This window comes from Shimazuella sp. NTD248, from assembly GCF_059510395.1.
Genome location: NZ_JCAJZT010000004.1, coordinates 275,278 through 288,956, shown reverse-complemented (window position 1 = coordinate 288,956; position 13,679 = coordinate 275,278). Strand labels below are relative to the sequence as shown.

General features: G+C 38.7%; 18 protein-coding genes. 3 read left to right on the top strand and 15 right to left on the bottom strand.

The features are described from left to right. Positions 1 to 7: 7 nt before the first annotated feature. On the bottom strand, positions 8 to 721 hold the full coding sequence (locus tag AC5WOE_RS11115) for a YwmB family TATA-box binding protein (protein ID WP_496050258.1): 714 nt from the start codon (positions 719 to 721) through the stop codon (positions 8 to 10). Between the two features lie 68 nt (positions 722 to 789). After that, positions 790 to 1,032: a DUF1146 family protein gene (locus tag AC5WOE_RS11110; protein ID WP_496050257.1), complete on the bottom strand. Its 243-nt coding sequence runs from the start codon at positions 1,030 to 1,032 to the stop codon at positions 790 to 792. A gap of 157 nt (positions 1,033 to 1,189) precedes the next feature. Between AC5WOE_RS11110 and AC5WOE_RS11105 the strand changes: the two genes are divergently transcribed. After that, on the top strand, positions 1,190 to 1,855 hold the full coding sequence (locus tag AC5WOE_RS11105; protein WP_496050256.1) for a Crp/Fnr family transcriptional regulator: 666 nt from the start codon (positions 1,190 to 1,192) through the stop codon (positions 1,853 to 1,855). Positions 1,856 to 1,920: 65 nt separating this feature from the next. After that, positions 1,921 to 2,475, top strand: a complete 555-nt coding sequence (locus tag AC5WOE_RS11100) for a peroxiredoxin family protein (RefSeq protein WP_496052604.1) — start codon at positions 1,921 to 1,923, stop codon at positions 2,473 to 2,475. A gap of 83 nt (positions 2,476 to 2,558) precedes the next feature. Here the strand turns inward: AC5WOE_RS11100 and AC5WOE_RS11095 are convergent, their stop codons facing one another. Then, a complete protein-coding gene (locus tag AC5WOE_RS11095) occupies positions 2,559 to 2,771 on the bottom strand; it encodes a hypothetical protein (RefSeq protein WP_496050254.1) in 213 nt (70 codons plus the stop codon). Positions 2,772 to 2,979: 208 nt separating this feature from the next. Beyond that, the gene (locus tag AC5WOE_RS11090; protein ID WP_496050253.1) at positions 2,980 to 3,606 is read right to left on the bottom strand and encodes a Vat family streptogramin A O-acetyltransferase; all 627 of its coding nucleotides are present in this window, start codon (positions 3,604 to 3,606) and stop codon (positions 2,980 to 2,982) included. A gap of 78 nt (positions 3,607 to 3,684) precedes the next feature. Here AC5WOE_RS11090 and AC5WOE_RS11085 point away from each other — a divergent pair, with 78 nt between their 5' ends. Beyond that, positions 3,685 to 4,041 carry a hypothetical protein gene (locus AC5WOE_RS11085; protein ID WP_496050252.1) on the top strand — a complete coding sequence of 119 codons (357 nt, stop codon included), beginning with the start codon at positions 3,685 to 3,687 and terminating at the stop codon, positions 4,039 to 4,041. 46 nt (positions 4,042 to 4,087) lie between these two features. Here AC5WOE_RS11085 and AC5WOE_RS11080 read toward each other — a convergent pair whose 3' ends face one another. From AC5WOE_RS11080 to AC5WOE_RS11030, 11 genes are read right to left on the bottom strand one after another with little or no spacing between them, the layout of a single operon-like run. After that, complete coding sequence (locus AC5WOE_RS11080; RefSeq protein WP_496052603.1) at positions 4,088 to 5,536, bottom strand: NADH-quinone oxidoreductase subunit N; 1,449 nt, start codon at positions 5,534 to 5,536, stop codon at positions 4,088 to 4,090. Positions 5,537 to 5,538: 2 nt separating this feature from the next. Then, the gene (locus AC5WOE_RS11075) at positions 5,539 to 7,002 is read right to left on the bottom strand and encodes a complex I subunit 4 family protein (protein ID WP_496050250.1); all 1,464 of its coding nucleotides are present in this window, start codon (positions 7,000 to 7,002) and stop codon (positions 5,539 to 5,541) included. Beyond that, positions 7,002 to 8,846 carry an NADH-quinone oxidoreductase subunit L gene (gene nuoL, locus AC5WOE_RS11070; protein ID WP_496052602.1) on the bottom strand — a complete coding sequence of 615 codons (1,845 nt, stop codon included), beginning with the start codon at positions 8,844 to 8,846 and terminating at the stop codon, positions 7,002 to 7,004. The genes AC5WOE_RS11075 and nuoL overlap by 1 nt, the downstream gene beginning before the upstream one ends. A 13-nt stretch (positions 8,847 to 8,859) precedes the next feature. After that, positions 8,860 to 9,165 (bottom strand): NADH-quinone oxidoreductase subunit NuoK, encoded by a 306-nt coding sequence (nuoK, locus tag AC5WOE_RS11065; RefSeq protein WP_496052601.1) that lies wholly within the window; start codon positions 9,163 to 9,165, stop codon positions 8,860 to 8,862. Position 9,166: 1 nt separating this feature from the next. Next, positions 9,167 to 9,664, bottom strand: coding sequence for an NADH-quinone oxidoreductase subunit J (locus AC5WOE_RS11060; RefSeq protein WP_496052600.1), 498 nt, complete (start codon positions 9,662 to 9,664; stop codon positions 9,167 to 9,169). Then, positions 9,661 to 10,122, bottom strand: a complete 462-nt coding sequence (nuoI, locus tag AC5WOE_RS11055; protein ID WP_496050246.1) for an NADH-quinone oxidoreductase subunit NuoI — start codon at positions 10,120 to 10,122, stop codon at positions 9,661 to 9,663. The genes AC5WOE_RS11060 and nuoI overlap by 4 nt, the downstream gene beginning before the upstream one ends. 16 nt (positions 10,123 to 10,138) lie before the next feature. Beyond that, a complete protein-coding gene (nuoH, locus tag AC5WOE_RS11050; RefSeq protein ID WP_496052599.1) occupies positions 10,139 to 11,116 on the bottom strand; it encodes an NADH-quinone oxidoreductase subunit NuoH in 978 nt (325 codons plus the stop codon). Further along, complete coding sequence (locus tag AC5WOE_RS11045) at positions 11,116 to 12,216, bottom strand: NADH-quinone oxidoreductase subunit D (protein WP_496052598.1); 1,101 nt, start codon at positions 12,214 to 12,216, stop codon at positions 11,116 to 11,118. The genes nuoH and AC5WOE_RS11045 overlap by 1 nt, the downstream gene beginning before the upstream one ends. Positions 12,217 to 12,218: 2 nt before the next feature. Next, the gene (locus AC5WOE_RS11040) at positions 12,219 to 12,779 is read right to left on the bottom strand and encodes an NADH-quinone oxidoreductase subunit C (protein ID WP_496050243.1); all 561 of its coding nucleotides are present in this window, start codon (positions 12,777 to 12,779) and stop codon (positions 12,219 to 12,221) included. After that, positions 12,776 to 13,249, bottom strand: a complete 474-nt coding sequence (locus tag AC5WOE_RS11035; protein WP_496052676.1) for a NuoB/complex I 20 kDa subunit family protein — start codon at positions 13,247 to 13,249, stop codon at positions 12,776 to 12,778. Before AC5WOE_RS11035 ends, AC5WOE_RS11040 begins: the two co-directional genes overlap by 4 nt. Positions 13,250 to 13,284: 35 nt before the next feature. Further along, a complete protein-coding gene (locus tag AC5WOE_RS11030) occupies positions 13,285 to 13,659 on the bottom strand; it encodes an NADH-quinone oxidoreductase subunit A (protein WP_496050242.1) in 375 nt (124 codons plus the stop codon). Between the last annotated feature and the right edge of the window lie 20 nt (positions 13,660 to 13,679).

The window sequence follows — 13,679 nt, the reverse complement described above, 5'->3', positions numbered from 1 at the left end:
GATGATCTTAATATTCCACTGTAATAATTGGCGAACCAATTGTCACGATTAGCTTGCCATCTTTTGCATCACGATGGGTTGCTACTTGGAGATTCATTTTTCCTCCCCCGGTTTGGATACTCTCCGGAAACAAAGATGAGTATGCGGAAATACTCACAGTCTGATCGGTTTCCATTCCTTCTATCTCTTTTGCATCTAATAGTTTCACAATGTTATGTGCAGTCTTTATTGTATCTGTGGAATGATCTAAATTTCCTTGTATCGAGTAATGCAGATGTGTAGGAATCTCTTGTTCGAAAAGGAATTTTTGGATTCGATCCGCCGCCTTAGGCCAATCATCTTTTGGCTTTCCATGGCCTGTCACTTGTATCGCTATGTATGGCTCTGATACTTTTGCCTCAGGTTGGTCGATGATCATATAAAATGAGACCTCTAAATTTCCCCACTTTCCAGAAGCATCATAGCGAATACCATCTTGATCCGTACGTTTTTCTAACTTGCCTAGAGAAAGCTCATTCACCCATTGTCGCATGTTTTGTTCTGCTTGTGAAGAAGATAACAGGTGACCCATACGACCACTGTGATGAACAACATAAGATGTCGGCTCGATCTCCATTTGGTAGGCTACTCCAAGTAACTTTTGAGGTACTACTGAACCTGCTTGGCTACTTCCCATCAAAATAATACTACTAATAAGCAAGATACCGATCCATCGCAACATCATAAACTCTCCCTACAGCCATTTGATATCCATTGTGTACGTGCGGATGAGAGTTTATACAAATGATGCTAGAAAAGATACTGCCCGATAATCCTAGACCAATCTAAATAATTGATAAAGAAAAGGGCTAGTTGATGGCCGATGATGATCGATAACATCATCATGACAATAAAAGCAAACCAAGGCTCTTTTATCTTCAATATCGCTTCGATCCGAACACGGAGTAACACCCACCATGTAAAGGCAATCAAGGTTAAAGAGAAGATGATGTTTGTTAGGGCGGAAACACCAAGTTCTGTTGCTTGCTCCATGATAGCACCTCCATTGTTCACGGTTCACACAACAAGTCTATCGTACACGAAAAAACAGTTCCATCGCAAAACATTTTTTGAGATTATTCTTGAAAGAGATTCAATTTACAAATTAGAACAACATCTACAATTCTAGCAAAAAGAAAGGATACATACCATGTTAACTGATGCCACCCGCACTAGTATATTCCATATTTTTCCAAGCTTAAAAATACTTGCTTTACAAGAATGGAAGGAGGCTCAAGCATCGATACACGTATTCCCTGCTAAAACAAATTTTTTTGACTCTCAAGTCTCTGAAAAAAATAGTATGTTTTTACTACGCGGAACAGCCAATATCACCGCAATTGATGAAAATGGAAGAGAAAGTATCTCCAATACACTCTCAGCAGGTGAAGTTTGCGGGCTATTAACACTAAGCGGCTTAAGCGGAAGAGATTATCCGGGAACAATCATATCTACTACAGAGGTCGAAGTTTTATTTGTTCGCAAAGCCAGTTTTCTAAAATGGGTTCTCCAGTATGAATCCATACGTCATCACATATTCGGTGATTTGTTGACAGGAATGCTTCGCATGGGAGAAAGAAAACAACAAGAGGAAGAGTCTATTGATAAAAGACTAATGAGAACACTATTACAACTAGATACAATCCATAATGGAATTATTCCAATAACACATCTTGAATTAGCAAAGGAAATAGGAACTGCTAGAGAAGTGGTGAGTCGATATCTCACGCAATATAAACGGAAAGGATGGATTGAAACAGGGCGGGGAAAAATAATAATTTTACACAGAGAACAATTAGAAACCTCTGTTATGTAACTAAGTTACAGAGAGAATATGTTCACCTTAGTTAGAATGATAAAAAACATAACAGGAGGATGAAAATGAAAACTCTTATATCTGGTGCAATTGCTCCCGATTTTCAATGTGTGGATCAAAATGGAAAACCTGTCTCGTTAAAAGCTTTTCGTGGAAAAAAAGTATTGGTATCTTTCTTTCGCTTTTCTGCTTGCGCTTTATGTAACTTACATGTACACCAGCTTATTCAACGTTATCCAAATTGGAACAAACAAGGCTTCGAAATCATTGCGTTTTTTGAATCCCCAAAGGAAAACGTACAAGCACACGTCGGAACACAACAAGCTCCCTTTTCTCTGATCGCAGACCCGAAAGCCGAAATTTATAATCGATACTACGTAGAGACTTCCATAGAAAAAATAGAAGCAACCTTAAAAGACAAACAAAAAGTTCAATCTTTAACTACAAAAGCAGAGGCCGCTGGATTCCCACTTATTCATGAAGAAGGTTCTAACTTCTACCGTCTCCCTGCTGAGTTTCTCATCAACGAAAATGGCATTATTGATACTGCTCATTACAATCACTCTATTGAAGACCATCTACCATTTGAAGTAATAGATCAATTTGTAATAAGTAAATGATTAATTGAAGAAGTAGACCTAGATGTATCCTTGTATGCGACACTGCAAGATAAAGCCTCTTGCTACTTGTAAGAGGCTTTACTTTAAAACAACCAAAAAGCTACACCAAAACCAAACGCAAACAAAAGTAGAAAAATGATAAACAAACCAATAATTAGACCAGCAAACCAAATACCCAATCCAGGGATAGAGATACTCTGTGTGCGATAAGTACGTTTTAAACCGACATACAACAACTTTCCAAATAAAAATGCCAATATTGGCAAAAGAAAAAGTAGTATTTTTAGAATAATCATTATCTTCTCTTACCTCTATCCTCTTTCAAAATAACCTTCTTCCCTCTTATTTTACAATGAAAATGGAGATGAAATCATATATCATTTCAGAATAACATGATAATAATTACATTTTCCTTTATTGACTATTTTCATATGGCAATAGACGGTTTATCGCTACAAAAAAAGCCCTTTATAAAAAGGACTTTTTCCATAACATTTCTTTCTACTATGTCACTCGCTTTAACTCTTCCAAATCTCCACTAATAATCTTATCAATGTTTGCAGTTATAAGATCGACATCCCAATCCCACCACTTTAAAGTTAACCACTCATCAATTTTTTCTTTCGAAAATCGTTTTTTTATCTCCTTTGCAGGATTCCCACCAACAATCGAATAGGCTTCTACATCTCTGGTAACAACTGCATTGGAAGCGATAATTGCTCCATCACCAATTTTTAATCCTGGCATAACAGTCACGTTTCTTCCAATCCAAACATCATTGCCAACAGTGGTATCACCTTTATATGGAAGATCGTCCAATGACGGCACATACTTTTCCCATCCATTTCCAAATAAATGAAATGGATATGTTGAACCATCCATTTGATGATTGGCCCCATTCATAATAAAAGTTGTACCTGCTGCGATCGAGCAAAACTTTCCTATAATCAATTTATCCCCATAAATTTCATAATGGTACAACACTTGACCCTCGAATGATTCCCTATTATTGGAATGGTAATAAGAGTAGTCCCCTACTTGTATATTGGGACTAGTAACGACGTTTTTTATGAACTGTACGTTTGGATTTTGCTCCATTGGGTATTTTGTATTTGGATTAGGTCCCTGCATTATGATTCCTCCAGTAATCGTTGCAAAAATCAGATGAAAATATATGTTACAATAATAACACTCATTACGTTTGGAGGGATGAATATAAATACCGATTTTATTCACATCAAACGATTTTCTGGAGAATTAGTTATTTCTCAGGTGAAATATCCTTATCGATTTACTCTGACAAAAAAAGAATTTATCTTTCAAAAACCGAACATGACCTATCATCTCATGCTCTCTGATATCATTGGGATGATTCCTTATACACTTCCCAAAAATGAACTCCAACACCCTACATGGAAACATTATCAGATTCGTGCCAAAGCATTACATGTACTAAATCGTAATGGTACATTTGAAAAAGAATCTGCTGATTTGATCCTTCCACTTCATCCTCGAATGGTTCAAGCCTTAGCAGAAACGGATAACTTTGTACAAATTGGCGATTAATGTGTTGATAAAAAATCCCCATCTACTAAAGATGGGGATTTCTGCATTATGATATCCAGGTACTCAAGCTTTGTAAGACAAAACTTGGCATAATTCCAAATAAAAATGTCCCTATAAGCGTTATTGCAATTACAATTCCTGTTGACCAATGAATCTCATCCAGCGATACTTTGTCATCCTCTTTCCAGTACATCTGACGAATTAATCGGAAGTAGTAGTAATAGGAAATGACAGTCGTGAGCAGCATAGTGCCAGCGAGCCAAAACAAACTATTGCCAAATGCGTTGATGAGTATGGTAAATTTTCCAATAAAACCTGCCGTAAAAGGAATTCCTGCTAGTGACAATAAAAATACGGTCAGACAAAAGGCAAGCCATGGTGATCTCTTATACAGACCACTCAACATTTTTTGATCAGGACTACGATCTTTGGCGATTACTTGCAAAGTAGCAAAAGCACCTGCACTAGCCAATAAATAAGCTACAAAATAATAATATAAGCTGAAAAATGCTTCTTTCTCTTTACTCAATAATAAACTTATGATCGCAACAAGCATATAACCTGCATGCCCGATACTAGAGTATGCCAATAACCGTTTTAAGTTCGATTGTTTAAGCGCCACAACATTTCCAACGATCATAGACAACATAGCAATGACCAGCATTGCGGGGATAACCACCATATGTACAATTGGCTTTAGTCCATCCGAAGGAAACAATCCACTAAACAATCGAAGAGCAAAGACAAAACCAGCGATCTTAGAAACTACGGCTAAAAAAGTAGTGATTGTCATAGGCGCACCTTGGTAAACGTCAGGTGCCCACATATGAAATGGAACGGCAGTGATCTTAAATCCAATCCCAATGAACAGAAGAACTAGTCCCAAATATAGTAACAACTCGTGTTCATTATTGTAGGCAGTAGTAAGCGAATCAGTCATACCCACTAACTTTGTGGTACCTGTTAAGCCATAAAAAAATGACATTCCATAGAGCAAAAAGGCAGAAGATGCTCCACCATAAACTACATATTTCCAAGCCGCTTCACTTGAAATCATTCGATCCTGATGCATGCCTACCAGTACATAGGAAGAGAGACTGAGTAGTTCCAAACTGACAAATAACGAAATTAACTCAGAAGAGCTTACTAGTGTCATAGCACCTAATAAAGCGGATAAAAGAAGTAAATAATATTCTCCTTTGGCAGAAACGATTTCGGCAAAGGAGAGAATGAGCACAAGCAATGTCCCCACAATCAGCAGAATTTTAATAGATCGAATAGTGGGATCACTCATGAAACTCCCACTAAATATGTTGATAACTTCTTTGTCTTGTAGTAACACAAACAGCCCTGAAGCAATCACCGTTAAAATAGAAATAACACCTAGAACAAACCGTGAACTATCTTTCTTTAGCAAAATCTCCCCAACTAACACTAAGGCAATCCCTACTAGTAATATCCACTCTGGAGAGAGTTGCATGATCATTTCATTCATCTTTAACCCCTCCATCCAGATGCTATAGTATTGAGCGCACCATTTAATGTGCTGCTTATTAGTTCAGGATAGATTCCTATTGCAATGATAAGCAGGACCAATACAAACATAGGAACCCATTCTTTCCAATCGATGTCCCTTGTTTTAAAAGCTTTTTGTTGCTCTCCAAAAGTGACTGACATCAAAGCCCGCAGCGTATACACAGCTGCTAAAATCAAGCCTAATGTCGCTACAGCAGCATAAATTGGATGTTTTTCAAACAATCCCAATAAGGAAAAAAACTCACTTATAAATCCTGATAAACCAGGAAGTCCTAATAACCCCAAGCTCGCTACCATCAAAATACCTGAAAAAATCGGCATTGACTTTGCAAGCCCTCCAAGATCCTCAAATTGAGTTGATTTGGTTCGCTGATAGAGAGAACCAACTAAGAAAAAGAATAGAGCCGATAACAATCCATGGGAGATAGATTGAAAAACAGCACCTTGCAATCCAACTTGATTTACTGCTGCTATCCCTAATAGCACGATTCCCATATGACTGATACTTGAATATGCTAACAAACTCTTTAGTTCCTGCTGAGCAAAAGCTAAAATAGCTCCATATAGCAAATTGATAAGTCCTAACACAGCTAAGACAGTAGAAAGGTACTCCATATAGTTTGGAAACATACTAACACCAAATCTAAGCATCCCATAAGCACCCATTTTTAATAAAATCCCTGCGTGAATCATGACAATAGAAGGCGGTGCTTCTACATGGACAAGTAACATCCAACGATGAAAAGGGAAAATTGGCAGCTTGATCGCAAAAGCTATCAATAAAAATGCCAGCAATGTCCAAATAATTCCAGAAGGGGGAACAACAGCTATTTCGTTCTTCAAAACTTCGTAATCTACTGACCCAAAAATTACATATATCCCCACAATACCAATGAGTAAAAACGCTGAACCTAATCCGTTGTAAATCAAAAAATGATATGCTGCTTTTTCTTTTTGAGAATATCCCCAAATTCCAATCAAGAAAAACATGGTTACTAACGTAACTTCAAAAAATAAGAAAAACAAAAACAGGTTGGAAGCTAGAAAAACACCCATCATCCCTAATTCAAGTAATAAAAAAAGTGAAAAATAGGTCTTTGTGCGTTCCTTCATATAGATAGAAGCCATGGACGCGATAAAACTAACTAATGTAGTGAGGACAAGTAATGGCAGAGATAACCCATCTAAACCAAGACTATAGAAAAAACCATCTGTTGATCCAAAATGAAACCAAGGTATATTTTCTTTAAACTGCAACCCTTGACTCGCTTGGAAAGGAAAGTATAAGTAGAGGCTAAAAACAAAAGCGATAAAAGTAAAGACAATAGCTAAACCACGATGTGCGCTAACTGCTGTTTTAGATAAAAATTGAAGTACTACCACACCTAAAAGTGGAATACATAGCAAAAATGAAAGAAGTCCCATCAGAAGATCAACCTCCCCGCTGTGATGGTTAGGAGAAGAATCAGAAAACCAAAGACACTTATCAAAAGATAGCGTTGAACTTGACCATTTTGTACATAAGAACCAATCGTACCAAGCTCATATGGTAATGATTTGATGAAACGAGCGATACCTCCAATAATAAAACGATCCCAACCCGTCAATAACCAGCCTAATCCTTGAAGAGACCATACAAATAACGCTTGGTAGCACTCGTCTATATAAAACTTACGATAAGAAAGTCGATAGCCAAAACTACTAAACTTCATGAGAGATGCGGCAGATATCCATTGTTTTTGGTACACCGCATAAGCCAAAAATATTCCTGACAGAGACACGAATGTGGCTAGAAGAGCTATCCACCATAAAGTTCCACTTTCTGCTCCCTTCAACCAGTGTCCTAAAATAGGTTTGGGAAATTGCAGGAAACCCGAAATTACAGAAAAAACGGCTAATACCCATATAGGTACTTGATAATGCCAAGAGAAGGTCTTGGCTTGCTTAACCGCTCCTCTTCCAGTAAAAACGAGAAAATAGACTCGAAATATATAAAAAGCGGTACAAAAAGCGGTTAGCAATGCTGCTACAAACAAGTCATATTTACCGCTTTGATATACTACTGCAAAAATTTCATCTTTTGAAAAGAAACCGGAAAATGGAGGAATGCCGGATATACTAAGCCCACCGATCAGAAATGTAATTCCTAGGCATTTCTGTTCTCTTCCTAATCCACCCATTTTTCGAATATCTTGTTCCTTGTTATATGCAACAATGACTGCACCAACAACCAAAAATAACAAAGCTTTAAAGAATGCATGGGTAAATAAGTGAAATAAGCCTGCCGTTAAGCCTAACGAACCGAGCCCCAACATCATATATCCTAGCTGACTTACAGTAGAATACGCGAGCACTCGCTTGATATCCGTTTGAGTCAAAGCGATAAGAGCTGCAAATAATGCTGTAAATGCCCCTATGTACGATACAACAGCTAAAGCAGTAGAAGATGCTTCAAAAAACCAAAAAGTTTCCGCCACAAGAAAAACACCTGCTGCTACCATTGTCGCTGCATGGATTAAAGCACTCACCGGTGTAGGCCCTTCCATAGCATCAGGCAGCCATGTATGGAGCGGAAATTGACCAGATTTTCCGGCCGCTCCTGCAAAGATCAAAATAGCGATAAGGGTAATCATACTAGCAGATATCTGATTGGTATCTACTGCTTCTTTTATGATGGAAAAATCGAAACTACCAACTTCCCAAAACAATAGGCAAATCGCGATAAATAAACCAACATCACCGATTCGGGTTACAATAAATGCTTTCTTGGCAGCTTGTTTTGCTGATTCTTTATAAAAATAAAACCCAACTAGCAAGAAGGAGCACACACCAACTAGTTCCCAGAAAAAGTAAAGTTCCAAAAAGTTCGGTGCAATTACTAAGCCGAGCATAGAAAACGTAAATAACGATAAATAAGCAAAAAAGGTATTACTCCGCCCATCATCCTTCATATAGCCGATCGAGTAAATTTGAACCAAACAACTAACGAAAGACACAATAAAAAGCATGAGCACTTGTAGAGGAGCAAAACTAGCTCCAACAGTAACGACTTTTGAACCAATATGTAGCCAGTTAATTTTCCATGCTGGGATGTCGTGATTCCAAAAGAAGCTCTGTGCAACGAGATAAACAGCAAACACAAAAGACAAAAACGTCAGCCCAACTCCAATGAAAGATACGAGTTTTTTCGTCCCTTTTGTTCGCAGTAACAATTGCACAACAAAAGCAAACAGTGGGAGCAAGGGAACTGCCCATGCGAAACCTGTCATTGTCATCAGCCTCCTAACCTTTCAAGGAATTATATTGATCCGCTTCTGCTGTTTCTTTTTTACGATATAAGGAAATAAGGATTGCTAGCCCAACCGCAGCTTCAGCTGCCGCAACGGTGATGGTGAAAAAGGTAAAGATTTGCCCATCTATACTCGGAAATAACCCTAAACGCGAAAATGCAACCAGATTTAAATTAACAGCGTTTAGCATCAACTCCACGCTAAACAGCAACATCACTGCATTCCTTTTGCTCAATACTCCATAAAGACCAATACAAAATAAAATAGCTGCCAAAGCCAAGTAAGAAGTCAAATACATATCACTTTTGCTCCTTTCTGGCTAGTACAATAGCCCCGATTAATGCAACCAGCAATAAAATAGAAGCTAACTCAAATGGAATAGCAAATTGTTTAAATAAAATACTGCCTATCTTTTGCACACTTGGACTAGATACCTTTTCGGAAGGAGTAAAGATCGGTGATTGATAAATAATGACCATGATAATAACAAAAAAACTTGTTACTGTAGCAAGACTAATCCATTGATGGTACTGAAAAGATCGACTAGGACTTCCTTCTTCCGGCTTTGTCAGCATAATTCCAAATATCATCAAAATCGATATTCCACCTGCATAGATCAACACCTGTACAACAGCTAAAAACTCTGCTTGTAACAACAAATAGATTCCGGCAAGACTAAAGAATGTAAATGCAAGAGAAATAGCCATATGCATCACGCGGACTGAGTTAAGAAAAAAAACTGCGCCTCCTATAGCAAAAACCGACAAAATGGAAAAAGCGAAGAACTCAGCATTCATGAAGGAGATCCTCCTTTTGGCTTTTTTGCTGGCAGAGGATTCAATGTGTTTTCAGAACGGATATTTTCATTGTTAGCAAATAACCATTCACTATTTTTAAACAATTCATCACGGGAATACGTCGATAACTCAAAATTATTGGTCATCACCACTGCTTCTGTAGGGCAAACTTCTGTACATAAGTCACAGAGGATGCATATTTCAAAATTGATATCGTACGTATCAATCACTTTCCCTTTTTGCTCAGGATCAGGATTTTTTTTACCAGTTAAAGAAATGCAATCAGTTGGACAGACACGAACACATTGATTGCAAACGATACATTTATCTGGATCAAAATATTGTATCCCGCGAAATCGATCAGGCATCTTTAGGGGTTCCTTGGGATAGTTGTAGGTTACTTTTGGTTTCACCATATTTTTCAAAGTAACATTTAAACCTTTCATCAAACCCAGCATTTTTAAGACCCTCCTTTTAGTAGTATGGAGCAAAAAAAGGAACTTCTTTTAAGATAGTAGTGATCACAATATTTGCTAATGCTATAGGAAGCAGTACTTTCCACGCAAACTGCATCAATTGATCGACGCGAATCCGAGGCATCGTCGCTCGTACCCAGTATAAAAAGAAAACGACCAAGCAAAATTTTATGATAAACCAAACAATTCCCGGCACAAATGTCAGGCCAAAAGGGGCATTCCAGCCTCCTAAAAATAAAACCGTAGTGAGGGAAGACATAGCAAAAATATATACATATTCTGACAACATAAAGAAAGCAAAACGAAAACCACTGTACTCCACATGGTAACCTGCTACCAGCTCTGATTCTGCTTCAGGCAGATCAAACGGCGTACGATTTAATTCTGAGACAGAAGCAATGATAAACACAACAAATCCAATTATTTGAGGAAATACAAACCATGTCTTCTGTTGCGCCGCGACGATTTCATTTAAATTAAGGGAACCAACTGTTAATACGATTCCAACTACAGATAAAACAAGCGGAATCTCATAACTAATCATTTGAGCCGCTGAGCGCATACCTCCTAATAGAGCATATTTATTATTGGAGGCCCATCCGCCTATCAATATGCCGATAGTAGTAATACTAGAAATCGCCATATAGTAAAGCAGACCAACACCGATATTCGCAAACTGTATCTGAGAACTAAATGGCATCACTGCAAGCACGGCAAAAGAGGGCACAAATGCAAGGATAGGAGCGAGTTTAAACAGGCTGTGATCTGCATTTTTTGGAATGGTATCTTCTTTGATCAACAGTTTTAAAATATCCGCCACTGTCTGTAAAAGTCCCCAAGGTCCTACTTGGTTAGGGCCTATTCTTCCCTGTATCCAGCCGATCACTTTTCGCTCTGCTAAAATGGCATAAGTGACAAAACCGAGCACGACGAACAATAAAATAACAGGACCTAAGTATAGGAGCAATGTATTCATCAACCATCCACCTCTCCCAATACAATATCGATTCCACCCAAGATAGCTACTAAATTAGAGATGTTCTCATCTTTCAGCAATACAGGGAGGATTTGCAAATTATAAAAAGATGGCCGACGAAACTTGAGCCGCCAAGGTTTATCCTTCCCTTTACTAACGATGTGACATCCTAATTCTCCGCGTGGAGATTCAATTCCAACATACACTTCTCCTTCTGGTACGCGCAGAACACGCGGAACTTTTCCCATGATCTTTCCTTCAGCCGGAAAGTCAGCAACTGCTTGAGCTACTATTTTTAGTGATTCATCTATCTCTCTCATTCTACAGAGATACTTTTGATAGAGATCACCTGCTTCACCTACAGGGACTTCAAAAGTAAATTTTTCGTAGATGGAATAGGGTGAATCCTTGCGTAAATCCCAACTCAAACCGGTAACTCTCAGATTAGCTCCTGAAAGAGCAAAGCTTATAGCAGTCTCTTGGTCATAAACGCCAATTCCCTTCGTTCGCTGCATGAATATTTCATTCCCTGTTACCAGTTGATGATACTCTTTCATTTGCTTTTGCAAGTAGGTAACAAAATGTTCCACTTTGCCTATCCAACCGCTTGGCGCATCCCATTTTACCCCGCCAACACGCATATAGTTGTATGTCAGCCTCGCTCCACATAACTCGTTAAATAAGTCCAAAATTTGCTCGCGATCTCGAAAAGCGTAGAGAAAGGGACTCATTGCTCCAATATCGAGTAGGTATGTACCCATCCAAACCAAATGACTCGCAATCCGATTTAGTTCCATTACGATTACTCGTAAAAACTCAGCTCGTTCTGGGATTTCCAACCCCATCATCTTTTCTGTTGCATGTACAATGGCATAATTGTTGGTCATTGCAGATAGATAATCCATTCGGTCTGTATACGGGATGATTTGCGTATAGGTTAAATCTTCGGCTAATTTTTCGGTACCACGATGTAAGTAGCCGATTACTGGTTCAGCTTCTACAATACGTTCTCCATCCACTTTTACTAATAAGCGAAGTACACCATGTGTACTAGGATGCTGCGGTCCAACATTTAAAATCATTTCTTCTGTTCGAATCAAGGCTACACCTCCTTATCCAATGCTACATAATCTTTTCGCAGTGGATGGCCTACCCATTCATCTGGCAATAAAATTCGTTTGAGTTCAGGATGACCCGTAAATTGAATCCCCATTAAATCGTACATTTCCCGTTCATTCCAATTTGCAGCTGCAAATAAATGGGATGCACTCGAAAGAACAGCTTGCTCACGGTCGAGTTTTACTTTTACTGCGATTCGCTCTTTACGATTTAAATCATAAAGGTGAAAAACTACTTCTAAATGTGTTTCATAGTCAATGGCCGAGGCATTTTGTAGATAGGTAAAATGCAGACTAGGCTCATTTTTTAAAAAGGATAAAACATCACTCCACATTTCCTGGGAAATAAGGAGAGTAGGTAAATGATCATTTGGCTGGTTAATATAACCCTCTAAGACTGCCCGTTCTCCGAACTTCCTTTTCAGCTGAGTGACGAGCTCATCCACAACAGGTTGTTTTGGGGAAGGTGGCAACGCTTTCTCTTCTACTGCTTTTTTGGCGGCTGGCCTTGGTCGAACAGGTGGCTTTTTTTCTTCCTCACTCACTGACTCGTCACCCTCTTTCCTGTTTTTGCTTCATAACGTATTTTCTCTTGCAGTTTATGGATGCCATAGATAAGAGCGGCAGGATTTGGTGGACATCCAGGAATATAAACATCCACAGGTACGATCTGGTCGACACCTTTCACGACTGAATATGATTTGATATATGGTCCGCCCGCAGTCGCACACGATCCCATTGCAATGACCCATTTTGGCTCGGGCATCTGATCATATAACCGACGTAACAATGGAGCCATTTTCTTCGTCACAGTACCAGCGACAATCATCAAGTCAGATTGTCTGGGAGAAGCTCGGAAAATCACACCAAATCGATCGAGATCATAATGTGAACCTCCCGTTCCCATCATTTCAATCGCACAGCATGCAAGTCCAAATGTCAGAGGCCACATCGAGTTACTTCTTGCCCATGCCTTTACTTGATCTAAGGTTGTAGTGAGAACATTTCTATCCATCGTTTGACGTGTCAAAGGGTCTATATTTTCAAAATTCACTTCCACTCTAACACCTTCTTTTTCCAAGCATAAATAAGTCCCAATACAAGAAAGCCTATAAACAACCCCATCTCCAACAAGATGGCTAATCCTATATCAGACCGCAAAACATCATAAGCTGCTGCCCAAGGGAAAAGATATATCGCTTCCACATCAAACACAACAAAAAGGAGAGCATACAAATAATACCGAACATGAAACTGCACCCAACTGCTTCCAACCGATTCAACACCACTCTCATAAGTTGTCGCTTTTTCATCTGTTGGTCTTGATGCTCTCAAAATACGAGCTAATATAAGCGCAGCTATCGGCAGTAAGATTGCGATAATAAAAAAGATAGAAATGATCAGAAATGCTTTGGTTATCGGCATAAAAAGAATCCCCCTTTGCA